This is a genomic window from Streptomyces sp. NPDC028928 (assembly GCF_055564915.1).
Window position 1 is genome coordinate 1 of sequence record NZ_JBVHVI010000020.1, and the last position, 23729, is coordinate 23729.

The following is a 23729-nucleotide window of genomic DNA, read 5'->3' on the forward strand; positions in this document are numbered from 1 at the left end:
TCCTCGGTGCTTTCCAGGTTCTCGCTCTCGCGTTTCCCTTTCCGGCGGTTCTGACTCTATCAGATCCTTTCGGCGTCTGACTCCCAGTCAGGGGGCTTGTCTTCCCGGCTGTTGGGCCGTTCCGACGAGTGAGACTTTAGCGGATTCCTGGCTCCCGAGCTAATCGGGGGCCGACGTCCTTTCGAACGCGGATTCCTCATTTCGCAAATACACACGCCAAAGCAGTCGACAGCAGAGTGCCGATGGAGTGGGTGGTGCTTGCGGAATGGCTGTCCGGGGACCGACCGGAGTCGGCGCTCACGTCGGACAACCCGGAGAACACTACGCACGGGCATGGGGTGTGTCAACTCGGGCCCGGGGAGCACTCCGCAGGCGTACTGTGGAGGACGTGACGACGCGTACGTGTACCCAGTTCTGGTGGGCCGCCTGACGGCGGCCGTACTCACGTATGCACTCAACGGCCGCCGCTTCGGCGGCCGTTCTCGTATCTCCCTCCGGACCTGAGGGGGCCGGCCGCAGGGGCGGCGGTCCCGACCAGAAGGTGGAGTGGAGATGACTCGGGTCTTCAGCGGGATTCAGCCGACCGGGCACCTGACCCTGGGCAACTACCTGGGGGTCATGCGGCGCTGGGCCGAGGCGGACCAGTACCGGGCCGACTCGCTGTTCTGTGTGGTGGATCTGCACGCGCTGACCGTGGACCACGATCCGGCGCGGGTGCTCAGGCTCAGCCGGCAGACGGCGACGCTGTTGCTCGCGGCGGGGCTCGACCCCGAGGTGTGCACCGTGTTCCTGCAGAGCCATGTGGACGAGCACACCCGGCTGTCGTACCTGCTGGAGTGCGTGGCGGCCGACGGGGAGATGCGGCGGATGATCCAGTACAAGGAGAAGGCCGCGAAGGAGCGGGCGCGCGGTGGGAGCGTGCGCCTGTCGCTGCTGACGTATCCGGTGCTGATGGCGGCGGACATCCTGGCGTACGGCGCGGACGAGGTTCCGGTCGGGGAGGACCAGGCGCAGCACGTGGAGCTGACCCGGGATCTGGCGGTGCGGTTCAACCAGCGGTACGGGCACACGTTCGTGGTGCCGAGGGCGACGCTGCCGCCGGTGGGGGCGCGGGTGATGAACCTGCAGGAGCCGACGCGGAAGATGGGGAAGTCGGACGACTCGGGGGTGGGGGTCGTCTATCTGCTGGACGAGCCGGACGTGGTGCGGAAGAAGGTGCTGCGCGCGGTGACCGACAGTGGGCGGGAGGTCGTCTACGACCGGGAGGAGCGGCCGGGTGTCGCGAATCTGCTCGATGTTCTCGCTGCGTGCACGGGCGGGAACCCTGAGTCACTGGCGGACGTTTACGACTCGTACGGCTCTTTGAAGAAGGACACCGCGGAGGCGGTGGTGGAGGTGCTGCGGCCGCTGCAGGCCAGGCACCGGGAGCTGTGCGCTGATCCGGGGTATGTGGAGGGGGTGCTGCGGGATGGTGCGGAGAAGGCGCGGGCGGTGGCCCGGCCGACGGTCGATACGGCTTACAGGGCGATCGGGCTGTTGCCGCCCGTTGCGGAGCCTTCGCTGAGCGCCGCGCAGTAGTCGGCGGCGCTCGGCGGGGTCGGTCGGGTCAGTCCTTCTTGCCGGAGGCGAGTTCGCGGCTGCGGTCGCGGGCGGCTTCGAGGGCGGCGATGAGGGCGGCCCGTACGCCGTGGTTCTCCAGTTCGCGGATGGCGTTGATCGTGGTGCCTGCGGGGGAGGTGACGTTCTCCCGGAGCTTGACGGGGTGTTCGCCGCTGTCGCGGAGCATCACGGCGGCGCCGATCGCGGACTGGACGATGAGGTCGTGGGCCTTGTCGCGGGGCAGGCCGAGCAGGATGCCGGCGTCGGTCATGGCTTCGACCAGGTAGAAGAAGTACGCCGGACCGGAGCCGGACAGCGCGGTGCAGGCGTCCTGCTGGCTCTCGGGGACGCGGAGGGTCTTGCCGACGCCGCCGAAGATCTCCTCGGCGTGCGCCAGGTGCTCCTCGGTGGCGTGGCTGCCGGCGGAGATGACGGACATGGCCTCGTCCACGAGGGCGGGCGTGTTGGTCATGACACGGACGACGGGGGTGCCTGCGGCCAGGCGCTCCTCGAAGAAGGAGGTGGGGATGCCGGCGGCTCCGCTGATGACCAGGCGGTCGGCGGGGACGTGCGGGGCGAGTTCGTCCAGGAGGGTGCCCATGTCCTGCGGCTTGACCGTGAGGATCAGGGTGTCGGCGGTCTTCGCGGCCTCGGTGTTGCTGACCGGGGTGACTCCGTAGCGGGCGCGGAGTTCTTCGGCGCGTTCGGGGCGGCGGGCGGTGACCAGGAGGTCGGCGGGCGACCAGCCGGCCCGGATCATTCCGCTGAGCAGGGCTTCGCCGATCTTGCCGGTGCCGAGGACTGCGACTTTCTGGCTCATGCGGTTCAGTCTGGCACCGGGGTGGGGCGGGCGGGTCGGCTGTCCGGTGGGCGGAACGGGGGCCGGGCGGGGCTCGCGGTCACGCCGTGCGCCGTCGGAGCGTCGCCGCGCCCAGGCCGAGGACGAGGAGCGCGCAGCCGGCCACGATCAGGATGTCGCGGACGAAGGTCGCGGTCATGTCGGAGTGGCGGAGGACCTCGTTCATGCCGTCGACGGCGTACGACATCGGCAGGACGTCGGAGAGGGCCTCCAGGGCGGGGTGCATGTCGGAGCGGGGAGTGAAGAGGCCGCAGAGGAGGAGCTGGGGAAAGATCACCGCGGGCATGAACTGGACCGCCTGGAATTCCGAGGCCGCGAAGGCCGAGACGAAGAGGCCGAGGGCCGTGCCGAGCAGGGCGTCGAGGAGGGCGACGAGGAGGAGCAGCCAGGGGGAGCCGGTGACGTCGAGGCCGAGGAGCCAGACGGCGAGTCCGGTGGCGAGGGCGGACTGGACGACGGCGACGGCGCCGAAGGCCAGGGCGTAGCCGGCGATCAGGTCGGCCTTGCCGAGGGGCATGGCGAGGAGGCGTTCGAGGGTGCCGGAGGTGCGTTCGCGCAGGGTGGCGATGGAGGTGACCAGGAACATCGTGATCAGCGGGAAGATGCCGAGCAGCGAGGCGCCGATGGTGTCGAAGGTGCGGGGGCTCCCGTCGAAGACGTAGCGCAGCAGGATCAGCATCAGGCACGGGATGAGGATCATCAGTGCGATGGTGCGCGGGTCGTGGCGCAGCTGGCGCAGGACGCGGGCCGCGGTGGCGGTGGTGCGGGAGGCGTTGAGGGCGCTGGGGGCGCTCGGCGCGGCGGGGGCTGGGGCGGGGGTCGCCGGGGTGGTCGTACTCATCTTGTGCTCTCTTTCGTGCGGCCCGCGGCGGCCTCGTCGACCAGGTGGAGGAAGGCGGCCTCGACGGTGTCGGTGCCGGTGCGGGAGCGCAGGGCGTCCGGGGTGTCGGCGGCGAGGAGTTCGCCCTCGCGCATGAGGAGGAGGCGGTGACAGCGCTCGGCCTCGTCCATGACGTGGGAGGAGACGAGGAGGGTGGTGCCGCGGGTGGCTGCCAGGTGGTGGAAGAGGTTCCAGAGGTCTCGGCGGAGGACGGGGTCGAGGCCGACGGTCGGTTCGTCCAGGACGAGGAGGTCGGGGGTGCCGAGGAGGGCGACGGCCAGGGAGACGCGGCCGCGCTGGCCGCCGGAGAGGTTGCCGGCGAGGGCGTCGGCGTGGCGGGTGAGGTCGACGTCGGCGATGGCCTGGGTGACGTACTGGTGGCGGCGTTCGGCGGCGGCTCGGCCGGGGTCGAGGATCACCGCGAAGTAGTCGAGGTTCTGGCGGACCGTGAGGTCGTCGTAGACGGAGGGGGCTTGGGTGACGTAGCCGACGCGGCTGCGCAGGGTGGGGTGGCCGGCCGGGTGGCCGAGGACGTTCAGGGTGCCGGTGACCTTGGCCTGGGTGCCGACGATCGCGCGCATGAGGGTGGATTTGCCGCAGCCGGAGGGGCCGAGCAGGCCGGTGATCCGGCCGCGGGGGACGGTGAAGCGGAGGTGGTGCAGGACGGTGCGGGCGCCTCGGGTGGCGGTGAGGTCGTCGGCGTGGATGGCCGTGGGGACGGGGGCGTGGACGGCGGAGGTCCGGGGGTGGGGTGGCGGGTCCGGCGCGTAATTCATCATGTGATGAATAATTGGGCTGGAAGGGCCGCGACGTCAAGGGGGTGGGAGGGGTGAGGAGTTCGGTCAGGGCTTGCGGCGGCCGAGTGGCTGCCGATGTCGGCGAGGTGGGTGTCGAGCGGGACGCGGCGGCTCCAGCGGACCGTGCGGCGCGTGAAGTCCAGGCGCCCACTGGGGTCGGCCGGCTCGATGCGCTCACCGGCACCGAGCGGGCCGGGTCGGTCCAGTGCCGGGCCTGGGCGTGGGTGACGAGGTCGGCGTGGGCGTCGGCGACGGGGAGGGCGGTGGCGATACCGGTGCCGGCGCCGACGTCGACGGTGAGGGCGCCGGACAGGGAGCGGCCGGCCAGTTCCTCGACGGCGTCGAAGAGGGCGGGCGGACAGGCGGGGCGGTTCGCGGCGTACTGGGCGGCGGCCGAGTTGAAGGACTCGGCCCGGGCCGCGTGGACGACGCGGGGGTCGGCGGGCGAGGGCTGGGTGGCAGTCATGGGGTCATGTCTGGGACACGGCCGCCGGTCTGCCATCCCCTCGCCTCTGTCGCCGCGTTCTACCGGCGGCGTTTCTTCTTCGACGGGTTGCCGGTGCGGCGGTTGGTGCGGCGGGCGTGGGCCTCGCGGGCCTTCTCGTACTCCTCGCGGTGCAGCTTCTCGCCCGGCGCCTCGGTGAGGGAGCGGACGAAGTAGGCGAGGAGGGAACCGACGAAGCCGATGGCGAGCAGGCCGCGCAGGCCGGCCTGGCGCTGGGGGTCGTGGCGTTTGCCGAAGCCCTCCCAGGTGTTGCGGAAGGCGAACGCGCTGCAGATCGCGAACATCGCGACGACCAGTACGGTCACGAAGGAACCGGTCTCGGCGATCCGGATGCCCTCGTAGGCGAAGCGGAGCACCAGGCAGGAGGCGGCGGCAGCGGCCAGGGAGCCGACGGCGACACCGGCGCGGCGGGCGGCGTAGCCGTGGTCGTGGTTCACCCAGGACGTGCCGAAGAAGCGCAGGGGCTCGGGGCGGGGGCCACCGCCCTGGGGCGCCGCGTCCCCCTCGGCCGCGTGGCCGACGGAGCCCGCCGAGGTGTCCGGGGTGCCGGTTTCGTCGCTCACGGGACGATTATGGCGCCGGAGGGCGGCGGGCTCCCGGGCGGGTCGGGTCAGCCGCAGCGAGGGGCGATGTAGCCGTCGCTGCCCGTGTGGACGAAGGCGTCCGAGACGTACTCGCCGCTGTCGATGAGGTCCCAGATGTTGGTCGTGCCGTAGGTGCCCGACACCGTCGTGCCGGGCGTCTGGCAGTAGATCGGCACCCGGACGCCCTCCGGCAGGACGCGCACCAGGTTGTACTGGGTGCCCGGACCGCTGCGGACGTTCAGCCGGACGCCGGGGGCGACGGCGTAGGTGCGGACGGCTGCCGCCGCCTGCACCGCCGTGCCCGCGTCGGTGCCTTCGGTCTCCTGTGCGCGGTCGACTGACATGATCGTGCTCCTCCCCCGTGATGTGACTGGAACTCGGCGCGAAACGCGTGCGCGCGACTCGCACGCAGACGCTAGCAAGCCGCCTCTGTCTCGTACGAGTCATCGACTAGGCTCCGTGCGTCGCGCGCGCGGACGAAGAGCACGGGGGTGGTCCATGTCGCCACAGCGCAACACGGGAGCGGGCGCGGAAGCGGAACTTCCCGAGTACGCCGGTCACTATCGGCTGGAGTCGTGTCTGGGATCCGGTGGCATGGGGGTCGTACACCTCGCCCGGAGTACCTCGGGGATGCGGCTCGCGGTGAAGGTCGTACACGCCGAGTTCGCGCGGGACCCCGAGTTCAGGGGCCGTTTCCGGCAGGAGGTGGCGGCCGCGCGCCGGGTCAGCGGTGCCTTCACGGCGTCGGTCGTGGACGCCGACCCGGAGGCGGAACGGCCCTGGATGGCCACTCTGTTCATTCCCGGGCCGACCCTCTCCGACCAGGTGAAGCGGAAGGGTCCCATGCCGCCCGAGCAGCTGCGCCGGCTGATGGCCGGGCTCGCGGAGGCGCTGCGGGACATCCACCGGGTCGGGGTCGTGCACCGGGATCTGAAACCCAGCAACGTGCTGCTCGCCGAGGACGGGCCGAAAGTCATCGACTTCGGCATCTCCCGGCCGAAGGACAGCGAACTGCGCACGGAGACGGGCAAGTTGATCGGCACACCGCCGTTCATGGCGCCCGAGCAGTTCCGGCGCCCGCGTGAAGTGGGCCCGGCCGCCGACATCTTCGCGCTCGGCTCGGTCATGGTGCACGCGGCCACCGGGCGCGGGCCGTTCGACTCCGACAGCCCGTACGTCGTGGCCTACCAGGTGGTCCACGACGAGCCCGACCTGGCCGGCGTACCGGAGGCTCTGGCACCGCTGGTGCAGCGGTGTCTCGCCAAGGAGCCCGCGGACCGGCCCACCCCGGACGAGCTGATGCGGGAACTGCGCTCGGAGGCGGCCTCGTACGACACGCAGGCGTTCATACCGGCGCAGCGGACGGGCGAGGAGCGGTCCACATCGGAGTCCGCACCGGAGTCCGGACCGGAAGCACCGGAGCCTCCGTCGGAGCCGGTACCGGGCTCCGCGCCGGCACGGCGCCTCGGCCGCAGACGGGCGGTGGCGCTGGGGGCGGGAGCCCTCGGGCTGGCGCTGGTGGGCGCGCTCGCCGCGGTGTGGGTGTCCGGCGGAAACGATCAGCCTGCCGGGGGTGAGCGTGCGCCGGTGCTGACGGCGGCCTCCGCCGGTACGTGGTCGGCGCGGCCGGCGGTCGGCGGCGAGGGCATGCCGCAGTGCGCGTACGGGGCCGGGAAGCTGCTGTGCGCGCGACCGGGGGTCGTCTTCGCGCTCGCGCCGGACGGCGGCGGGCTGCTGTGGCGGCGCTCGGTCGACACCACGTCCACGAGCGGGCCGCCGGCCGTCTCCGGTGGCCTGGTGCAGCCGTACACGGACGGCGGCTCACGGCTCGCGGGGCTCGACCCGGCCACGGGCAGGCAGGTGTGGCAGCGCCGGCTGCCCGCCGGGACGACGGTGCGGTACGCCGGCGGTACGGCCCTGCTCGCGGGCGCCGACGGGACGGTCACCGGGGTGGACGGCGCGACCGGTGACACGCGCTGGCGCGGTGCTGTGCCGGGTCAGGGAGTGCCGTCCTTCGCCGCGTTCCCCGGGGACGCGTCGGCGTATGCGACCCGTACGTCCGCCGACGGGGCGAGCACCCAGGTGACCGCCGTCGATCCGGGGACCGGGCGGGTGCGGTGGGACGTACGGCTGCGCGGCTGGCTCAAGCCGTTCGCCGCGCGGGACGGTTCGGTGTTCTTCCTGGCCGTGGACAGCGCGTACGGCGCCAAGGAGATCGTCCGCTACACCCCTGCGACCGGCGCGACCCGGCGCGTCGCGCTGCCGGCCGTGCTCGACGGCGCGCACGCGACCGTGCGCGGGAACGTCGCGTACGTGCTGGCCACCGGAGGCTCCCTGGACGCCGTGGACCTGCGGTCGGGCCGGCATCTGTGGCATCTGGAGACGTCGGTGAGCCGGGGTTCGGAGCCGGTCGCGCGCGGCGGGCGGGTGTTCTTCACCGCGAGCGACGGGCGGCTGCTCGCCGTGGACGCCGGGAAGGGCCGGCTCGTCGGGCAGACACCGGCCCGTCTGGGCGCGAACTCCGCGCAGGTCATGAGCACACCGCCGGCCCCGGTACCGGTCGGCGACCGCGTCCTCGCCGCCGCGCCCGACGGGACGGTCTTCGCCGTGGACGGCCGGAAACCGGCGGCCTGGTGACGCGGTCAGGGCGGAGGGGCCGCCCCCGTCACAAGGCGACCCCTCCCACGACCCGTCAGCCCAGCCGGGGCGCGTCGACCCGTCAGCCCAGCCGGGACACGTCGCGCACCGCGCCCTTGTCCGCGCTCGTCGCCATCGCCGCGTAGGCGCGGAGGGCGGCGGAGACCTTGCGGTCGCGGTTCTTCGGGGCGTAGACGCCGTTCAGGGCCTGCTCGCGGCGGGCCAGTTCGGCCTCGTCGACCAGCAGCTCGATCGTACGGTTCGGGATGTCGATGCGGATGCGGTCGCCGTCCTGGACCAGGGCGATCGTGCCGCCGGAGGCCGCCTCGGGGGAGGCGTGGCCGATGGACAGGCCCGAGGTGCCGCCGGAGAAGCGGCCGTCGGTGATCAGGGCGCAGCTCTTGCCGAGGCCGCGGCCCTTCAGGTACGAGGTCGGGTACAGCATCTCCTGCATGCCGGGGCCGCCCTTGGGGCCCTCGTAGCGGATGACGACGACGTCGCCGTCCTTGACCTCGTGGGTGAGGATCCGCTGGACGGCCTCCTCCTGGGCCTCGCAGACGACGGCCGGGCCCTCGAAGGTCCAGATCGACTCGTCCACGCCGGCCGTCTTCACCACACAGCCGTCGACGGCGAGGTTGCCGCGCAGGACCGCGAGGCCGCCGTCCTGGGAGTAGGCGTGCTCGACGGAGCGGATGCAGCCGTTCTCCGCGTCCACGTCCAGGGCCTCCCAGCGCTCGGACTGGGAGAAGGCCTCGGCGGAGCGGACGCAGCCGGGGGCCGCGTGCCACAGCTCGACCGCCTCCGGGGAGGGGGAGCCGCCGCGCACGTCCCAGGTCTTCAGCCAGTCCGCGAGGGACGGGCTGTGGACGGCGTGCACGTCCTCGTTGAGCAGGCCGGCGCGGTGCAGTTCGCCGAGGAGGGCGGGGATGCCGCCGGCGCGGTGCACGTCCTCCATGTAGTACGTGCGGTCCTTGGCGACGTTCGGGGCGACCTTGGCCAGGCAGGGCACGCGGCGCGAGACGGCGTCGATCTGGTCCAGGCCGAACGGGACGCCCGCCTCCTGGGCGGCGGCCAGCAGGTGCAGGATCGTGTTGGTGGAGCCGCCCATCGCGATGTCCAGCGCCATGGCGTTCTCGAAGGCCTGGAAGGTGGCGATGTTGAGCGGCAGGACCGTGTCGTCGTCCTGCTCGTAGTAGCGGCGGGTGAGGTCCATGACCGTGCGGGCCGCGTTCTCGTACAGGGCGCGGCGCGCGGTGTGGGTGGCGAGGACCGAGCCGTTGCCGGGCAGGGAGAGGCCGATGGCCTCGGTCAGGCAGTTCATCGAGTTGGCGGTGAACATGCCGGAACAGCTGCCGCAGGTCGGGCAGGCGTTCTCCTCGATGCGGAGGATGTCCTCGTCGGAGATCTTCTCGTTGACGGCGTCGGAGATCGCGTCGACCAGGTCGAGGGTGCGGACCGTGCCGTCCACGAGGGTGGCGCGGCCGGACTCCATGGGGCCGCCGGAGACGAACACCGTCGGGATGTTCAGGCGCAGGGCGGCCATCAGCATGCCCGGGGTGATCTTGTCGCAGTTGGAGATGCAGACCAGGGCGTCGGCGCAGTGGGCCTCGACCATGTACTCGACCGAGTCCGCGATCAGGTCGCGGGAGGGCAGGGAGTACAGCATGCCGCCGTGGCCCATGGCGATGCCGTCGTCGACCGCGATCGTGTTGAACTCGCGCGGGATGCCGCCCGCCTCCTTGATCGCCTCGCTGACGATCCGGCCGACCGGCTGGAGGTGGGTGTGGCCCGGCACGAACTCGGTGAAGGAGTTCGCGACGGCGATGATCGGCTTCCGGCCGATGTCCGCACCGGGTACACCGGAGGCGCGCATAAGGGCGCGGGCGCCCGCCATGTTGCGGCCGTGGGTGACTGTGCGGGACCTCAGCTCGGGCATCGTCGCTCGCTCCTTCAGACGGATGTGGCTGCTATCGAGCGTACGCCGGTCATCCAGCTGGCGGGACGAGGTGTCCGAATTGCGGGACACCCGTTTCACGGAGCCGTCAGGTGGCCCTGTACGACGGGGGCGACGCGGGCGATGATCTGCTCCAGGTCGGCCGAGGCCAGCGGCTCCAGTTTGATCACGTAGCGCATCATCGCCGTACCCACGATCTGGGCGGCCGCCAGCTCGGCGCGCAGTTCCGCGTCCGGCAGGTCCAGCTGGGCGGCGACCCGGCGCAGCAGCTGGGCGGCGACGAGCCGGCGGAAGACGGCGGCGGCGGTCTCGTTGTTCACGGCGGAGCGGAGGATCGCCAGGAGGGGCGCACGGGTCGTGGGGTTGTCCCAGACCCCGAGGACGAAGCGGGTCAGCCGCTCCCCCACGCCCTCCACCGGGCCGTCGGCCACCGCGTGCGGGGCGTTCAGGGCGGGCGCGAAGGCGACCTCGATGGCCGCCTCGAAGACCTGCTCCTTGGTGCCGAAGTAGTGGTGGACCAGCGCGGAGTCCACGCCGGCCGCCTTGGCGATGCCGCGTACGGACGTCTTCTCGTACCCGCGCGCGGAGAACTCCTCACGGGCGGCGGCGAGGATACGGTCCCGGGTGCCGGCGGACTCGGTGCGCGGGGGGCGGCCCCGGCGGCGGGCCGGGGAGGCGGGGGCGGGGGCGGAGTCGGGAGTGTCGGTCGCCGGGGGCTCGGGCGCAGCGTTGTCCGTCGCCGGGGGCTCGGGCGCAGGGTTGTCCGTCGCCGGGGGCGGGCTCTCGGGCGTCGGCGGGGGTGGGGTGTCGTTCGTCGCCGGGGGCGGGTTCTCGGTCATCGGCGGGGGACCCGTACAGCCGCTGCGGTCAGGTGCTTGCGCGTGAATTCGAGGGCCTCGGCGAGGTCGGCCTCGCGCTCGGCGCCGGACATCGCGCGCCGCGTGTTGACCTCGATCACGACATGGCCGTCGAAGCCGGTGTGCACCAGGCGCTCCAGCAGCTCGGCGCAGGGCTGGGTGCCGCGGCCGGGGACCAGGTGCTCGTCCTTGGCCGAGCCGCGGCCGTCGGCAAGGTGGACGTGCCCGAGCCGGTCCCCCATGCGGTCGACCATGTCCAGGGCCTCGGTGCGGGCCGTCGCCGTGTGGCTGAGATCGATCGTGAAGTGCCGGTAGTCGTCGTTGGTGACGTCCCAGTCGGGGGCGTAGGCGAGCATCTCGCGGTCGCGGTAGCGCCAGGGGTACATGTTCTCGACGGCGAACCGTACGTCCGTCTCGTTCGCCATCCGCCAGATCCCGTCGACGAAGTCCCGGGCGTACTGGCGCTGCCAGCGGAACGGCGGGTGCACGACGACGGTGGAGGCGCCCAGCTTCTCCGCCGCCGCCCGCGCCCGCTGGAGCTTCACCCAGGGGTCGGTGGACCAGACCCGCTGGGTGATCAGCAGGCAGGGGGCGTGGACGGCCAGGACCGGGATGCCGTGGTAGTCCGACAGGCGGCGCAGCGCCTCGATGTCCTGGCTGACCGGGTCGGTCCACACCATGACCTCGACGCCGTCGTAACCGAGGCGCGCGGCGATCTCGAAGGCCGTCGCCGTCGACTCCGGGTAGACGGAGGCGGTCGACAGCGCGATACGCACGTCCGTTGGTTCAGCCACGTCCGTCACCTTACGGCGTTGAGTGGTGCCGGTGTTGGGTGCCTATTCGCCGTTGTGAGGTTTGCCATGTGCGCGGGTGCGGATGCGTCGTGGTGGTTCGCGCCCGCGCGGCGGAACCGCACATCGATACAGCCCCGCGCCCCCTTCGGGGCGCTAATCCGAGCCCATGTGATCGAGGCGCCGGAGGATCACGCCTTCCCTCAGGGCCCAGGGGCAGATTTCCAGGCTCTCCACGCCGAACAGGTCCATCGCGCCCTCGGCGACCAGGGCGCCCGCGAGGAGCTGGCCGGCCCTGCCGTCCGAGACGCCGGGGAGTTCGGCGCGCTGGTCGATCGTCATGCCGGCCAGCCTCGGGACCCAGGCCTCCAGGGACTCGCGCTTGAGTTCGCGCTGGACGTAGAGGCCCTCGGCGCTGCGGGCGGCGCCGGCGATGCGGGCGAGCTGCTTGAAGGTCTTGGAGGTGGCGACCACGTGGTCGGGGGCGCCGAAGCGTTTGAACTCGCCGACCGTGCGGGCGATCTCCGTGCGGACGTGCCGGCGCAGGGCGCGGACGTCCTCCGGGGCGGGCGGGTCGCCGGGCAGCCAGCCGGCGGTGAGGCGGCCGGCGCCGAGCGGGAGGGAGACGGCCGCGTCCGGCTCCTCGTCTATGCCGAAGGCGATCTCCAGGGAGCCGCCGCCGATGTCCAGGACCAGCAGCTTTCCGGCGGACCAGCCGAACCAGCGGCGGACGGCGAGGAAGGTGAGCCGGGCCTCCTCGGCGCCGGTGAGCACCTGGAGCCGTACGCCGGTCTCGTCGGCCACGCGGGTGAGGACCTCGTCGGCGTTGGTGGCCTCGCGGACGGCGGAGGTCGCGAACGGCAGCAGGTCCTCGACGCCCTTGTCCTCGGCGGCCTGGAGCGCGTCCCGCACGACGGCGATCAGCTTGTCGATGCCGTCGTCGCCGATGGCACCGCTGTCGTCGAGGAGCTGGGCGAGCCGAAGTTCGGCCTTGTGCGAATGCGCGGGCAGCGGGCGCGCGCCGGGGTGGGCGTCCACCACCAGCAGATGCACCGTGTTCGAACCCACGTCCAGGACACCGAGTCTCATATACGGAACGCTACTGCCAGAAGCTCCGTGCTCGGTCCCCGGAGCGGTCCTGGGCCACTTACCCTGGACGGGTGCCAAAGACGAAAAAGGCGAAGGTCGACAAGGCAGACAAAGGTCGTAAGACCGCCAAAACCGCCAAGGAGGCGAAGATGGGCGACGAGAAGGGGCTCGACTTCGCCCGTGCCTGGGTGGAGTTTCCGGATCCGGCGGACGACGAGCAGGTGTTCCGCTGCGATCTGACATGGCTGACCTCTCGCTGGAACTGCATCTTCGGCAGTGGCTGCCAGGGCATTCAGGCGGGCCGGGCGGACGACGGCTGCTGCTCGCTGGGGGCGCACTTCTCGGACGAGGACGACGAGAAGCGGGTCGCCGAGCACGTGGCGCGTCTCACGCCGGAGATCTGGCAGCACCATGAGGAGGGCACGCGGAACGGGTGGGTCTCGGAGGACGACGAGGGCTCCCGGCAGACCCGGCCCTTCCAGGGCTCGTGCATCTTCCAGAACCGGCCCGGGTTCGCGGGCGGCGCGGGCTGCTCGCTGCACATCCTGGCGCTGCGGGAGGGACGGGAGCCGCTGGAGACCAAGCCGGACGTGTGCTGGCAGCTGCCGATCCGGCGGACGTACGACTGGATCGACCGCCCCGACGACACGCGCGTGCTCCAGGTCTCGATCGGTGAGTACGACCGCAGGGGCTGGGGCCCTGGCGGCCACGACCTGCACTGGTGGTGCACCTCGGCGACGTCGGCGCACGGCGCGGGTGAGCCGGTGTACGTCTCGTACCGGGCCGAGCTGACGGAACTGATGGGCAAGGCGGGCTACGACCGTCTGGTCGAGCTGTGCGAACAGCGCCTGTCGTCCCAGCTCCCCCTCCTGGCCCCCCACCCGGCCGACCCGGCCCCGTAACCCCGGTGGTCCCTAGGTGTCCGACGGGGCCGGGGTTTCCGGGTCCGTCGGGGTGGGGGACGGGGGCGGAGTGTCCGTGGGCGCGGGGGTGCTCGGGGTGGGGGTCGGCTGTGTGGGCGGTGGGGACTGGCTGGTGGGGGGCTCCGTGGGGGGTGCGCTGGGCGGGGGTGACGGCGGGGTGGACGACGGCTTGGGTGCCGGGCGGCTCGGTGCCGTGCCGTAGCCGTCGATCGTGACCACCGCGCCCGCCGGGGCCACCGCCACCCGTGCGCGCCAGTGGCCGGACGGCTCGCGCAGATGGTCGACGTACACCTTGATCGTCAACGTCTGCCCGGGCGCGAGGGTTCCCGAGGACTGGCTGAAGTAGAGCCACGCGGACGCCGTGGACATCGACCAGCGCACCTCGGACCCGCCGGAGGCCGCCAAAGTGATCAGCGTCGTGTCGCCGTCGTTGGCGGCGCTGACCGCCAGCTGCCCCGCGCCCTTCTCGCCCGCGCCGCCGACGCTGACGACCTCCACGGAGACGTCCGCCTTGCCGTCCTTGCCGAAGCGGGCGCCCGGCCTCACGCTGGCGTTCCCCGCGTTCTCGTAACCGCCGGCCGAGTCGCCGCCCAGCGCCTCCGGACCCTGCGCCTCGCGCGCGGTCGCGGAGCGGCCGTCGTCCTCCCCGGCCGGCCCGCCCCGGTAGGCGGCCCAGAGCGCCAGTACGGGCGCCGCCACCACCGTGGCCACGACCGTCGTCGTGACGGCCCGCGCGCGCAGGCGGTCGCGGCGGGCCGCGCGGTCCTTGGGGTCCATCGGGAAGCCACGCCGGTCGAAGCGCGGCAGGGACGCGCCCCGCACGCGGGGATGGTGAACCAGGGCCATGTGGAGGGCCGCGCGCGGGGCCTCCAGGACGGGTAGCTCGGCGGGGGTGACCGTGGCACCGGGCCAGCGGCCGGGGACGGCGCGCTCGGCGGTGCGGCGGCAGCGCGGGCAGTCGTCGACGTGCCGGACCAGCTCGCTGCGCAGGGCCGTGCTGAGGACCAGCCGGCTGTCACCGGTGAGGTGGGCCACGCTTGGACAGCCGCCCGTCTGGACCACGGCGAGGGCCGCGCGCGTGCGCTCGACCTCGCAGGCGGCGGAGGCGAGCAGCTCCCGCGCCGCGGCGGGTTCCATGCCGAGGACGGCGGCGACCTCGTGGGCGGTCAGGTGGTGGCGGACGGCGAGTTCCAGGGCCTCGCGCTGCTCGGGGGTCGTACCGGCCGCCTCCGGCCAGGCGAGCAGGGAGAGTTCACGGCGCCGCCGCTCCTGAGCCTCCAGGGCGGGGGACGGGGACGGGGACGCCTTCGCGGCGCCTTTGCCCACGCCTGTTCCAAGAGCCGTTCCGGGACCTGCTTCCGGTCCCGCCCCGGCTCTCCCCCCGGTCTCCGTCCCGGCTCTCCCCGCAGCCTCCTCCCCCGCGCCCCGCGCGGCCCCCGTGCGGGGCGCCGCATGCGTGGCCTGACGTTTCTGCTTGGCCTCGGTCAGTTTGCGCAGGCATGCCCAGCGGGCGAGGGCGTACAGCCAGGCCCTGCGGTCGCCGGCGGCCACCGGGAGCCGGTGGCCGCGCCGTTCGGCCAGGGCGAGGGCGTCGCCGAGGGCGGCGGTGGCCGTGTCGTGGTCGCACAGGACCGACAGGCAGTAGGTGAACAGCCCGTCCAGGTACGGCTCGTAGCGCGCCGGCGGGTGCTGGGCGAGAGTGCGCGCGGCGGCGCGGTCGCGCGCCTCCCGTACCTCGCGGGCCTCTCGCGCCTCACGCCGTGCTTCACGTGCCTCGCGTCCGTCGCGGTGCGCTCGGTGCGCGCCGGTCGTGCGGGTCGTGGTCTCCGGACTGCTGCTCATCACCCGTGCGACCGTAGGCGGCGGCGGAGTGCCCGTTCTGGAACCTTGAGCACTTTTAATCCGTACGGGTGAAACGATCCCTCATAAGGGGACAGGAACCCTTTATTCCGCGGCTGGTTCCCGGTGGGTGCGGGCCGAGAACGGCTCACTCGCCCGTGTTCCCCCGCCCCTGTACCCGCCCGTCGCCCGGGCTCGCCGGTCCGTCGCGCCCGGTCCCCCCGGCCCCGTTGTCAGTGCCGCGGGCTACGGTTTCCGCATGGCTGCCCGTACCAAGACCACCAAGGACCGCCCGTCCTACCGCTGCACCGAGTGCGGCTGGCAGACGGCCAAGTGGCTCGGCCGCTGCCCCGAGTGCCAGGCCTGGGGCACGGTCGAGGAGTACGGCGCGCCCGCGGTCCGGACCACGGCCCCGGGCCGTGTGAGCACCTCCGCGCTGCCCATCGGCCAGGTCGACGGCCGGCAGGCCACCGCCCGCTCGACCGGCGTGCCCGAGCTGGACCGGGTGCTCGGCGGCGGCCTCGTACCGGGCGCGGTCGTCCTGCTCGCGGGCGAGCCCGGCGTCGGCAAGTCCACCCTGCTGCTGGACGTGGCCGCGAAGTCGGCGAGCGCCGAGCACCGCACCCTCTACGTGACCGGCGAGGAGTCGGCGAGCCAGGTGCGGCTGCGCGCCGACCGCATCGGCGCCCTCGACGACCACCTGTACCTGGCCGCGGAGACCGACCTGTCCGCCGTCCTCGGGCATCTGGACGAGGTCAAGCCGTCCCTGCTGATCCTCGACTCGGTGCAGACGGTGGCCTCCCCGGAGATCGAGGGCGCGCCCGGGGGCATGGCCCAGGTCCGGGAGGTGGCGGGTGCCCTGATCCGCGCCTCCAAGGAGCGCGGCATGTCCACGCTGCTGGTGGGCCATGTCACCAAGGACGGCGCCATCGCGGGGCCCCGCCTGCTGGAGCACCTGGTGGACGTCGTCCTGCACTTCGAGGGCGACCGGCACGCCCGCCTGCGCCTGGTCCGCGGCGTGAAGAACCGGTACGGGGCGACGGACGAGGTCGGCTGCTTCGAGCTGCACGACGAGGGCATCACGGGCCTCGCCGACCCCAGCGGCCTGTTCCTGACCCGCCGCGCCGAGCCGGTCCCGGGCACCTGCCTGACCGTCACCCTGGAAGGCCGCCGTCCGCTGGTGGCCGAGGTGCAGGCGCTCACCGTCGACTCCCAGATCCCCTCCCCGCGGCGTACGACGTCCGGTCTGGAGACCTCCCGGGTGTCGATGATGCTGGCCGTCCTGGAGCAGCGCGGCCGGATCAGCGCGCTCGGCAAGCGGGACATCTACTCGGCGACGGTCGGCGGCGTGAAGCTGTCGGAGCCGGCCGCCGACCTCGCCATCGCGCTCGCCCTGGCCTCCGCCGCGAGCGACACCCCGCTGCCGAAGAACCTGGTGGCGATCGGCGAGGTGGGGCTCGCGGGCGAGGTCAGACGGGTCACGGGCGTGCAGCGCAGGCTTGCCGAGGCGCACCGGCTGGGCTTCACGCACGCGCTCGTACCGACCGATCCGGGGAAGGTGCCGGCCGGCATGAAGGTCCTGGAAGTCGCCGACATGGGGGACGCGCTCCGGGTCCTGCCGCGCTCCCGTCGCCGAGAGGCCCCACGGGAGGCGGAGGAGCGCCGGTAGACTTTGCCCTGGTCTCGCCCGTCCGTACGAACAGAGTGCGGGAACGGGAGCGCGTCAGAACCTGCGACCGGAGGAGTGCAGTGGCAGCCAACGACCGGGCAGCAGCTCCCGGAAAGTCCGGTGGGAGTGCCGGTTCCGATGGCCTGATGCGCGCCTCGCTGAGCGCCGTGGCTCCCGGTACGGCCCTGCGTGACGGCCTGGAGCGGGTCCTGCGCGGCAACACCGGTGGCCTCATCGTGCTCGGCTCCGACAAGACGGTCGAGGCGATGTGCACGGGCGGTTTCGTGCTGGACGTCGAGTTCACCGCGACCCGGCTGCGGGAGCTGTGCAAGCTGGACGGCGGCATCGTGCTGTCCTCGGACCTGTCGAAGATCCTGCGCGCGGGCGTCCAGCTGGTCCCGGACCCGACGATCCCCACGGAGGAGACGGGCACCCGGCACCGCACGGCGGACCGGGTCAGCAAGCAGGTCGGCTTCCCGGTGGTCTCGGTCTCCCAGTCGATGCGGCTGATCGCCCTGTACGTCGACGGTCAGCGCCGTGTCCTGGAGGACTCGGCGGCGATCCTCTCCCGCGCGAACCAGGCGCTGGCGACGCTGGAGCGGTACAAGCTCCGGCTGGACGAGGTCGCGGGCACGCTGTCGGCGCTGGAGATCGAGGACCTGGTGACGGTCCGGGACGTGTCGGCGGTCGCGCAGCGGCTGGAGATGGTCCGCCGTATCGCCACCGAGATCGCCGAGTACGTGGTCGAGCTGGGCACGGACGGCCGGCTCCTCGCGCTCCAGCTGGAGGAGTTGATCGCCGGGGTCGAGCCCGACCGCGAGCTGGTGGTCCGGGACTACGTCCCCGAGCCGACGGCGAAGCGGTCCCGCACGGTCGAGGAGGCGCTGGCCGAGCTGGACGCGCTGACCCATGCGGAGCTTCTCGAAATGGGCACGGTGGCGCGTGCGCTGGGCTACACCGGGTCTCCCGAGACGCTCGACTCCGCGGTGTCCCCGCGGGGCTTCCGGCTCCTGGCCAAGGTCCCGCGTCTTCCGGGCGCCATCATCGACCGGCTGGTGGAGCACTTCGGGGGCCTGCAGAAGCTGCTGGCCGCGAGCGTGGACGACCTCCAGACGGTGGACGGGGTCGGCGAGGCCCGGGCGAGGAGCGTGCGGGAGGGCCTGTCCCGCCTGGCCGAGTCCTCGATCCTGGAGCGGTACGTCTGACCCCGTGCCCCTTGGGCACGCCGCGGTTTCCCGACCTCAGTCGGCAGCCAGCACGAACGAAGCGTGCAGCTTTTCGTACCCGGGAGCCTTGGCCTCCAGCAGATACGTACCCGTCTTCGCCGAACCGCCGGACGGCTTCCCGCAGTGGGGCGCGCTGGGCTTGCGGTCCCACTTCACGGTGTAGGTGATGCTCTGGTCCGCGGGCACCCGGAAGACCAGGCTCCCCGCGCCCTCGGGGCAGTCGGCCGAGGACCAGAAGGTGTCGTCCCCGTCCGCCGGCGTGATCGTCAACACCGCGTTCTTCGGGCCGAGATCGACCTTGCAGTCGGCCGACGAGGTGTTCTTCGCGGTGAGTTCGAAGGTCGGGGTCTGGTCCGGCGAGTAGGAGTTGAGCGCGCTGCGCAGGCTCAACGCCACCGCGTCGGCGGTGCACTTGGGCAGCGTGGAGGATGCCGGGAGCGCGTCGCCCGCACCGACGTTGCCGCCACCGGACGCCGTACCGGAACCGCCACCCGCGCCGGAGGAGCCCTCGGTCGAGCCGCCGGCCCCGCCGGAAGCCGAACCGGAACCGGAACCGGAGCCGCTGCCACCACCGCTTCCGCCGGAGCCCCCGCCGGACTCCTCCCGGCCGCCCGGGTGTTGGCTGATCGCGGAACCGGACGGAGACGGTCCGGGCGTGATGGTGTGCGTGGGGTTCTTGCCGTTGGACCCGTCGGCGCTCTTCTTGCCGCCCCCGCCGCCGGCGGTGACGATCCACGTGATCACCAGCGCCAACAGGGCGACCACGGACAGCAGTACGGCCCTCCGACGCCAGTAGATGGAGGAGGGAAGCGGCCCGACCGGATTGCGCAGAGATCCCACGGCGCAAACTGTACGAGAGATCTCCGCGCTCGCTTGCGCCACCCGCCGCGCCGGCATCAACTTTTCCGGATCATCATCCCGGCAACTGCCGCAGGCGGCACGGTTCTTCACTTTCCGCCACGCTCGGTGAACGCAGGGTCACCCATGATGTCCGTCAACCCGTGGCAGGATCGGAAGGCCATGACCGAGAAGCTGCACGCCCCCGTGATCGCCTGGTTCGACGCCCACGCCCGCGACCTCCCCTGGCGCCGCCCGGAGGCGGGCCCGTGGGGCGTGATGGTCAGCGAGTTCATGCTCCAGCAGACCCCGGTGAACCGGGTCCTGCCCGTCTACGAGGAGTGGCTGGCCCGCTGGCCGCGCCCGGCCGACCTCGCGAAGGAGGCGCCGGGCGAGGCGGTGCGCGCCTGGGGCCGGCTCGGCTATCCGCGCCGCGCCCTGCGCCTGCACGGTGCCGCGGTCGCCATAACGGAACGGCACGGCGGGGACGTACCGACGGATCACGCGCAGCTGCTGGCGCTGCCCGGCATCGGTGAGTACACGGCCGCCGCGGTGGCCTCCTTCGCGTACGGGCAGCGGCACGCGGTGCTGGACACCAATGTCCGCCGGGTGCTGGCGCGGGCGGTGACCGGTGTGCAGTACCCGCCGAACGCGACCACGGCCGCCGAGCGGCGCCTGGCGCGGGAGCTGCTGCCGGAGGACGAGCGGACCGCCGCGCGATGGGCCGCCGCGTCGATGGAGCTGGGCGCGCTGGTGTGCACGGCGAAGAACGAGGGGTGCCCGCGGTGCCCGATCGCCGCGCAGTGCGCGTGGCGGCTCGCGGGCAAGCCGGAGCACGCGGGCCCGCCGCGCCGCGGGCAGACGTACGCCGGGACGGACCGGCAGGTGCGCGGCAAGCTGCTGGCCGTGTTGCGGGAGGCGCACGCGCCGGTGCCGCAGGCGGTGCTGGACCGGGTGTGGCACGAGCCGGTGCAGCGGGCCCGGGCGCTCGACGGGCTGGTCGCGGACGGTCTGGTGGAGCCGTTGCCGGGTGGCCTGTACCGGCTGCCGCTGGGCTGACACACAGACAGGTCACAGCCGTACGGCGTCTGTTACCGAGCACCCAGGTCCGACAAAGCTATCCATAAAGGGACATTCAGCCCGCTCGCTTTACCCCTTTCCTGCTTCCGTTACACAACCGACGGATAGCCGATTGCCAGCCGCAGGCTGGTACGCACAGCCTCGTGACAACCACTCCGTAGCTTCTTCTCCGTGCCCGGCGGACCACCGGGTGCGGGGACAGCGGAACTTCAGGCAATGAGCCGGAAGCACAACGGGGAACGGAGGCGGTTGATCATGGCGCAGGGCGAGGTGCTCGAATTCGAGGAGTACGTCCGCACCCGGCAGGACGCGCTGCTGCGCAGTGCGCGCCGACTGGTGCCGGACCCGGTCGACGCCCAGGACCTGCTGCAGACCGCGCTGGTGCGGACGTACGGCCGCTGGGAGGGCATCGCCGACAAGCGGCTCGCCGACGCCTATCTGCGCCGGGTCATGATCAACACGCGGACCGAGTGGTGGCGGGCGCGCAAGCTGGAAGAAGTGCCGACCGAGCAGCTGCCGGACGCCTCCGTGGAGGACTCGACCGAGCAGCACGCCGACCGGGCCCTGCTGATGGATGTCATGAAGGTGCTCGCACCGAAGCAGCGCAGTGTCGTGGTGCTGCGACACTGGGAGCAGATGTCCACAGAGGAGACGGCCGCTGCCCTCGGCATGTCGGCCGGTACGGTCAAGAGCACGCTGCACCGGGCGCTCGCCCGGCTCCGTGAGGAGCTGGAGGCCCGCGATCTGGACGCACGCGCGCTGGAGCGTGAGGAGCGGGAGCGTTGCGCGGCCTGACCGGGGCCCGGCCCGTACGGGTCCGAGGGAGTTCACAGGCGGTGATCGCGGTGGGGGCCGCGCTCGCCGCCCTCGCCCTTTTCGTCGCCGCGTGCGGCAGCGGGGGCACGGGTGCGCGGGACGAGGGCCCGGCACACGCCTCGGCGGTGGCCGGGGCCGTCGCCTCCCCGTCCCCGAGCCCGTCGGAGAACTACCGGCGGGTGGATCCCGTGGCGCTGGTCAAGAGCGACCCCGACGTGTCGGCCGCGGTGAAGCGGGAACTGCAGCCGTGCAACGGCGACGAGTACCCGGTCGACGTCTCGTACGGCGACCTGACCGGCGGCCCGGTGGACGATGTCGTCATCAACGTGCTGACCTGCGCCGACGCGGTCGGCATCGGCTCGTATGTGTACCGGGACGAGGACGGCGCGTTCAGGAACGTCTTCGCGAGCGAGGAGACCCCGGTCTACGCCGAGATCGACCAGGGCGTCCTGTCGGTGACCCGGCAGTATTACGAGAAGGGCGACCCCGTCTCCAGCCCGTCCGGTGAAATCGTGACCCCCTACCGGTGGAAGGCGGGACGGTTCGCCGCGGGGACGGCCACACGGAACGAGTACAGCAAGTCCGTCGGCGGGGGCCCGACGCCCGTGCCGGACAGCTGACCGCCCGCACGCACCGCCGCGGCACCCCTTACCCATACGAGTCGCACACCACGAGTCACGAGGACTGAGAGCACCGGGATGGCAGAGCAGACCCACGTCCTGTTCGTCGAGGACGACGACGTCATCCGCGAGGCCACCCAGCTCGCGCTGGAGCGGGACGGCTTCGCGGTCACCGCCATGCCCGACGGACTGTCGGGCCTGGAGGCGTTCCGGGCGAACCGCCCCGACATCGCGCTGCTGGACGTCATGGTGCCCGGCCTGGACGGCGTCAGCCTGTGCCGCCGGATCCGGGACGAGTCGACCGTGCCGGTCATCATGTTGTCGGCGCGCGCCGACTCCATCGACGTCGTCCTGGGCCTGGAGGCGGGCGCCGACGACTATGTGACCAAGCCCTTCGACGGTGCCGTGCTGGTCGCCCGGATCCGTGCGGTGCTGCGCCGCTTCGGGCACGCCGGCGGGGCCGCGCAGGCGGAGGAGTCCGGGTCCGGGGTCGGCGGTGGCACGCTGACCTTCGGTGACCTGGAGATCGACACCGACGGCATGGAGGTGCGCCGGGCCGGGCGGCCGGTGGCGCTGACCCCGACCGAGATGCGGCTGCTGCTGGAGTTCTCCTCCGCGCCGGGCACCGTGCTCTCCCGCGACAAGCTGCTGGAGCGTGTGTGGGACTACGGCTGGGGCGGAGACACCCGGGTCGTGGACGTGCATGTGCAGCGGTTGCGGCAGAAGATCGGCCAGGACCGGATCGAGACGGTCCGCGGCTTCGGCTACAAGCTGAAGGCCTGAGCGGAGCGGCGGCATGCGGGGGATTCTTCGGCACCCGGTCCGGCGCATGGAGCGCGCGGGCCTGCGCACCGGGCTCAGATGGAAGGTCAGCGCGGCGATCGCGCTGGTGGCCGGGCTGGTGGCGATCGTGCTGAGCCTGGTCGTGCACAACGCGGCCCGTGTCTCGATGCTGGACAACGCGCGCGAGCTGGCCAACGACCGGCTCCTGCTGGTCCAGCACAACTACGAGTCGAACCGGGGACCGGTCTTCCCCTGGGGGAAGGTCGACGACCCGCGGCTGCCCCTGGCACTGCGCGAGAAGATGGAGCGGGGCCGCCGGGTCAGTGACGTCTCCGAGCGCCGTGGCGTGCCGGACATCTGGGCGGCCGTACCGGCCAAGGACGGCCATGTGCTGTCCGTGCACCTGCGGCTGCCGGACCGCAGCACCGACATGCTGCGGGACCTGGACCAGGCGCTGGTCATCGGCTCGGTCGCGGTCGTGCTCGGCGGGAGCGCGCTGGGCGTGCTGATCGGCGGGCAGCTGTCCCGGCGGCTGCGCAAGGCGGCGGCCGCGGCGAACCAGGCCGCGGCGGGCGAGACCGACGTGCGGGTGCAGGAGGCCATCGGCGGGGTCGTACGGGACGAGACCGACGAACTCGCGCGCGCGGTCGACGCCATGGCGGACGCGCTGCGACAGCGGCTGGAGGCCGAGCGGCGGGTCACCGCGGACATCGCGCACGAGCTGCGCACCCCGGTGACGGGGCTCCTGACGGCCGCCGAGCTGCTGCCGCCGGGCCGGCCGACGGAGCTTGTCCTGGACCGGGCCAAGGCCATGCGCACCCTGGTCGAGGACGTGCTGGAGGTGGCCCGGCTGGACAGCGCCTCGGAGCGGGCGGAGCTGCAGGACATCATGCTCGGCGAGTTCGTGGCGCGCCGGGTGGCGGCCAAGGATCCGGACGTCACCGTGCGGGTGGTGCACGAGTCCGAGGTCACGACCGACCCGCGGCGGCTGGAGCGGGTGCTGTTCAACCTGCTCGCCAACGCGGCCCGGCACGGCAGGCCGCCCGTCGAGGTGACCGTGGAGGGCCGGGTCATCCGGGTCCGCGACCACGGCCCCGGCTTCCCCGAGGAGCTGCTCGCCGAGGGGCCGAGCCGGTTCCGCACCGGCAGCAGGGACCGTGCCGGACAGGGCCACGGCCTGGGTCTGACCATCGCGGCGGGCCAGGCACGCGTCCTCGGCGCCCGTCTGACGTTCCGCAACGTACGCGCCGCGGGTACCCCCGCCGGCCTCCCCGGCGAGGGCGCGGTCGCCGTCCTGTGGCTACCGGAACACGCCCCCACCAACACCGGCAGCTATCCCATGCTGCCGACGTCCGGGGGGAACCAGGGGCACGCGTAGGCACGG

General features: G+C 72.6%; 21 protein-coding genes and 1 pseudogene. 10 read left to right on the forward strand and 12 right to left on the reverse strand.

Annotated features, from left to right (window positions below):
• Positions 1-552 precede the first annotated feature (552 nt).
• Positions 553-1578, forward strand: coding sequence for a tryptophan--tRNA ligase (trpS, locus tag ACZ4U1_RS35730; RefSeq protein ID WP_467908331.1), 1026 nt, complete (start codon positions 553-555; stop codon positions 1576-1578).
• A gap of 28 nt (positions 1579-1606) precedes the next feature.
• Here trpS and proC read toward each other — a convergent pair whose 3' ends face one another.
• The 6 genes and pseudogenes from proC to ACZ4U1_RS35760 form a co-directional block, all read right to left on the reverse strand.
• Complete coding sequence (proC, locus tag ACZ4U1_RS35735) at positions 1607-2419, reverse strand: pyrroline-5-carboxylate reductase (RefSeq protein WP_467908332.1); 813 nt, start codon at positions 2417-2419, stop codon at positions 1607-1609.
• Positions 2420-2498: 79 nt separating this feature from the next.
• Positions 2499-3299: an ABC transporter permease gene (locus ACZ4U1_RS35740; RefSeq protein ID WP_467908333.1), complete on the reverse strand. Its 801-nt coding sequence runs from the start codon at positions 3297-3299 to the stop codon at positions 2499-2501.
• On the reverse strand, positions 3296-4117 hold the full coding sequence (locus ACZ4U1_RS35745; RefSeq protein ID WP_467908334.1) for an ABC transporter ATP-binding protein: 822 nt from the start codon (positions 4115-4117) through the stop codon (positions 3296-3298). The genes ACZ4U1_RS35740 and ACZ4U1_RS35745 overlap by 4 nt, the downstream gene beginning before the upstream one ends.
• An 80-nt stretch (positions 4118-4197) precedes the next feature.
• Positions 4198-4601: pseudogene (locus tag ACZ4U1_RS35750) on the reverse strand (SAM-dependent methyltransferase); the annotation flags it as partial.
• Between the two features lie 59 nt (positions 4602-4660).
• Entirely contained in the window at positions 4661-5203 is a 543-nt protein-coding gene (locus ACZ4U1_RS35755) for an EamA/RhaT family transporter (protein ID WP_467908335.1), read from the reverse strand.
• A gap of 47 nt (positions 5204-5250) precedes the next feature.
• Positions 5251-5568 (reverse strand): SH3 domain-containing protein, encoded by a 318-nt coding sequence (locus ACZ4U1_RS35760; protein WP_467908336.1) that lies wholly within the window; start codon positions 5566-5568, stop codon positions 5251-5253.
• A 154-nt stretch (positions 5569-5722) separates the two neighbouring features.
• On the opposite strand from ACZ4U1_RS35760, the gene ACZ4U1_RS35765 reads away from it, so the two are divergent.
• Positions 5723-7861 (forward strand): serine/threonine-protein kinase, encoded by a 2139-nt coding sequence (locus ACZ4U1_RS35765; protein ID WP_467908337.1) that lies wholly within the window; start codon positions 5723-5725, stop codon positions 7859-7861.
• A gap of 82 nt (positions 7862-7943) precedes the next feature.
• On the opposite strand, the gene ilvD is transcribed toward ACZ4U1_RS35765, so the two are convergent.
• The 4 genes from ilvD to ACZ4U1_RS35785 all read right to left on the reverse strand — a co-directional run bounded on the left by ilvD (position 7944) and on the right by ACZ4U1_RS35785 (position 12552).
• Positions 7944-9797, reverse strand: coding sequence for a dihydroxy-acid dehydratase (ilvD, locus tag ACZ4U1_RS35770; protein ID WP_467908338.1), 1854 nt, complete (start codon positions 9795-9797; stop codon positions 7944-7946).
• Between the two features lie 95 nt (positions 9798-9892).
• Positions 9893-10654 carry a TetR/AcrR family transcriptional regulator gene (locus ACZ4U1_RS35775; protein WP_467908339.1) on the reverse strand — a complete coding sequence of 254 codons (762 nt, stop codon included), beginning with the start codon at positions 10652-10654 and terminating at the stop codon, positions 9893-9895.
• Complete coding sequence (locus ACZ4U1_RS35780) at positions 10651-11475, reverse strand: sugar phosphate isomerase/epimerase family protein (RefSeq protein ID WP_467908340.1); 825 nt, start codon at positions 11473-11475, stop codon at positions 10651-10653. The genes ACZ4U1_RS35775 and ACZ4U1_RS35780 overlap by 4 nt, the downstream gene beginning before the upstream one ends.
• 144 nt (positions 11476-11619) lie before the next feature.
• The gene (locus tag ACZ4U1_RS35785; RefSeq protein WP_467908341.1) at positions 11620-12552 is read right to left on the reverse strand and encodes a Ppx/GppA family phosphatase; all 933 of its coding nucleotides are present in this window, start codon (positions 12550-12552) and stop codon (positions 11620-11622) included.
• Positions 12553-12623: 71 nt separating this feature from the next.
• Here ACZ4U1_RS35785 and ACZ4U1_RS35790 point away from each other — a divergent pair, with 71 nt between their 5' ends.
• A complete protein-coding gene (locus ACZ4U1_RS35790; protein ID WP_467908342.1) occupies positions 12624-13454 on the forward strand; it encodes a DUF3109 family protein in 831 nt (276 codons plus the stop codon).
• 12 nt (positions 13455-13466) lie between these two features.
• Here the strand turns inward: ACZ4U1_RS35790 and ACZ4U1_RS35795 are convergent, their stop codons facing one another.
• A complete protein-coding gene (locus ACZ4U1_RS35795) occupies positions 13467-15320 on the reverse strand; it encodes a BACON domain-containing protein (RefSeq protein ID WP_467908343.1) in 1854 nt (617 codons plus the stop codon).
• Between the two features lie 253 nt (positions 15321-15573).
• Between ACZ4U1_RS35795 and radA the strand changes: the two genes are divergently transcribed.
• Together radA and disA are read left to right on the forward strand one after the other, a co-directional pair.
• Entirely contained in the window at positions 15574-16983 is a 1410-nt protein-coding gene (radA, locus tag ACZ4U1_RS35800; protein ID WP_361694235.1) for a DNA repair protein RadA, read from the forward strand.
• A gap of 80 nt (positions 16984-17063) precedes the next feature.
• The gene (disA, locus tag ACZ4U1_RS35805) at positions 17064-18188 is read left to right on the forward strand and encodes a DNA integrity scanning diadenylate cyclase DisA (protein ID WP_467908344.1); all 1125 of its coding nucleotides are present in this window, start codon (positions 17064-17066) and stop codon (positions 18186-18188) included.
• 36 nt (positions 18189-18224) lie between these two features.
• On the opposite strand, the gene ACZ4U1_RS35810 is transcribed toward disA, so the two are convergent.
• The gene (locus tag ACZ4U1_RS35810; protein WP_467908346.1) at positions 18225-19049 is read right to left on the reverse strand and encodes a hypothetical protein; all 825 of its coding nucleotides are present in this window, start codon (positions 19047-19049) and stop codon (positions 18225-18227) included.
• A 180-nt stretch (positions 19050-19229) separates the two neighbouring features.
• Between ACZ4U1_RS35810 and ACZ4U1_RS35815 the strand changes: the two genes are divergently transcribed.
• The 5 genes from ACZ4U1_RS35815 (at position 19230) to cseC (ending at position 23723) form a co-directional block, all read left to right on the forward strand.
• On the forward strand, positions 19230-20105 hold the full coding sequence (locus ACZ4U1_RS35815; RefSeq protein ID WP_189303624.1) for an A/G-specific adenine glycosylase: 876 nt from the start codon (positions 19230-19232) through the stop codon (positions 20103-20105).
• A gap of 276 nt (positions 20106-20381) precedes the next feature.
• Positions 20382-20921, forward strand: coding sequence for a SigE family RNA polymerase sigma factor (locus tag ACZ4U1_RS35820; protein ID WP_055703482.1), 540 nt, complete (start codon positions 20382-20384; stop codon positions 20919-20921).
• A gap of 41 nt (positions 20922-20962) precedes the next feature.
• A complete protein-coding gene (locus ACZ4U1_RS35825) occupies positions 20963-21562 on the forward strand; it encodes a hypothetical protein (RefSeq protein ID WP_467908347.1) in 600 nt (199 codons plus the stop codon).
• A 78-nt stretch (positions 21563-21640) separates the two neighbouring features.
• Complete coding sequence (gene cseB, locus ACZ4U1_RS35830) at positions 21641-22345, forward strand: two-component system response regulator CseB (protein WP_467908348.1); 705 nt, start codon at positions 21641-21643, stop codon at positions 22343-22345.
• A gap of 13 nt (positions 22346-22358) precedes the next feature.
• Positions 22359-23723, forward strand: a complete 1365-nt coding sequence (cseC, locus tag ACZ4U1_RS35835; protein WP_467908349.1) for a two-component system sensor histidine kinase CseC — start codon at positions 22359-22361, stop codon at positions 23721-23723.
• The last annotated feature ends 6 nt before the right edge of the window (positions 23724-23729 follow it).

Bases quoted from the DNA above. Each gene is read 5' to 3' on its own strand.
- ACZ4U1_RS35760 (WP_467908336.1), bottom strand. From the start codon at position 5,568: ATGTCAGTCGACCGCGCACAGGAGACCGAAGGCACCGACGCGGGCACG.
- radA (WP_361694235.1), top strand. From the start codon at position 15,574: ATGGCTGCCCGTACCAAGACCACCAAGGACCGCCCGTCCTACCGCTGC.
- ACZ4U1_RS35775 (WP_467908339.1), bottom strand. From the start codon at position 10,654: ATGACCGAGAACCCGCCCCCGGCGACGAACGACACCCCACCCCCGCCG.
- ACZ4U1_RS35820 (WP_055703482.1), top strand. From the start codon at position 20,382: ATGGCGCAGGGCGAGGTGCTCGAATTCGAGGAGTACGTCCGCACCCGG.
- ACZ4U1_RS35765 (WP_467908337.1), top strand. From the start codon at position 5,723: ATGTCGCCACAGCGCAACACGGGAGCGGGCGCGGAAGCGGAACTTCCC.
- ACZ4U1_RS35740 (WP_467908333.1), bottom strand. From the start codon at position 3,299: ATGAGTACGACCACCCCGGCGACCCCCGCCCCAGCCCCCGCCGCGCCG.
- ACZ4U1_RS35815 (WP_189303624.1), top strand. From the start codon at position 19,230: ATGACCGAGAAGCTGCACGCCCCCGTGATCGCCTGGTTCGACGCCCAC.
- cseB (WP_467908348.1), top strand. From the start codon at position 21,641: ATGGCAGAGCAGACCCACGTCCTGTTCGTCGAGGACGACGACGTCATC.
- ilvD (WP_467908338.1), bottom strand. From the start codon at position 9,797: ATGCCCGAGCTGAGGTCCCGCACAGTCACCCACGGCCGCAACATGGCG.
- trpS (WP_467908331.1), top strand. From the start codon at position 553: ATGACTCGGGTCTTCAGCGGGATTCAGCCGACCGGGCACCTGACCCTG.
- ACZ4U1_RS35745 (WP_467908334.1), bottom strand. From the start codon at position 4,117: ATGATGAATTACGCGCCGGACCCGCCACCCCACCCCCGGACCTCCGCC.
- ACZ4U1_RS35785 (WP_467908341.1), bottom strand. From the start codon at position 12,552: ATGAGACTCGGTGTCCTGGACGTGGGTTCGAACACGGTGCATCTGCTG.
- proC (WP_467908332.1), bottom strand. From the start codon at position 2,419: ATGAGCCAGAAAGTCGCAGTCCTCGGCACCGGCAAGATCGGCGAAGCC.
- cseC (WP_467908349.1), top strand. From the start codon at position 22,359: ATGCGGGGGATTCTTCGGCACCCGGTCCGGCGCATGGAGCGCGCGGGC.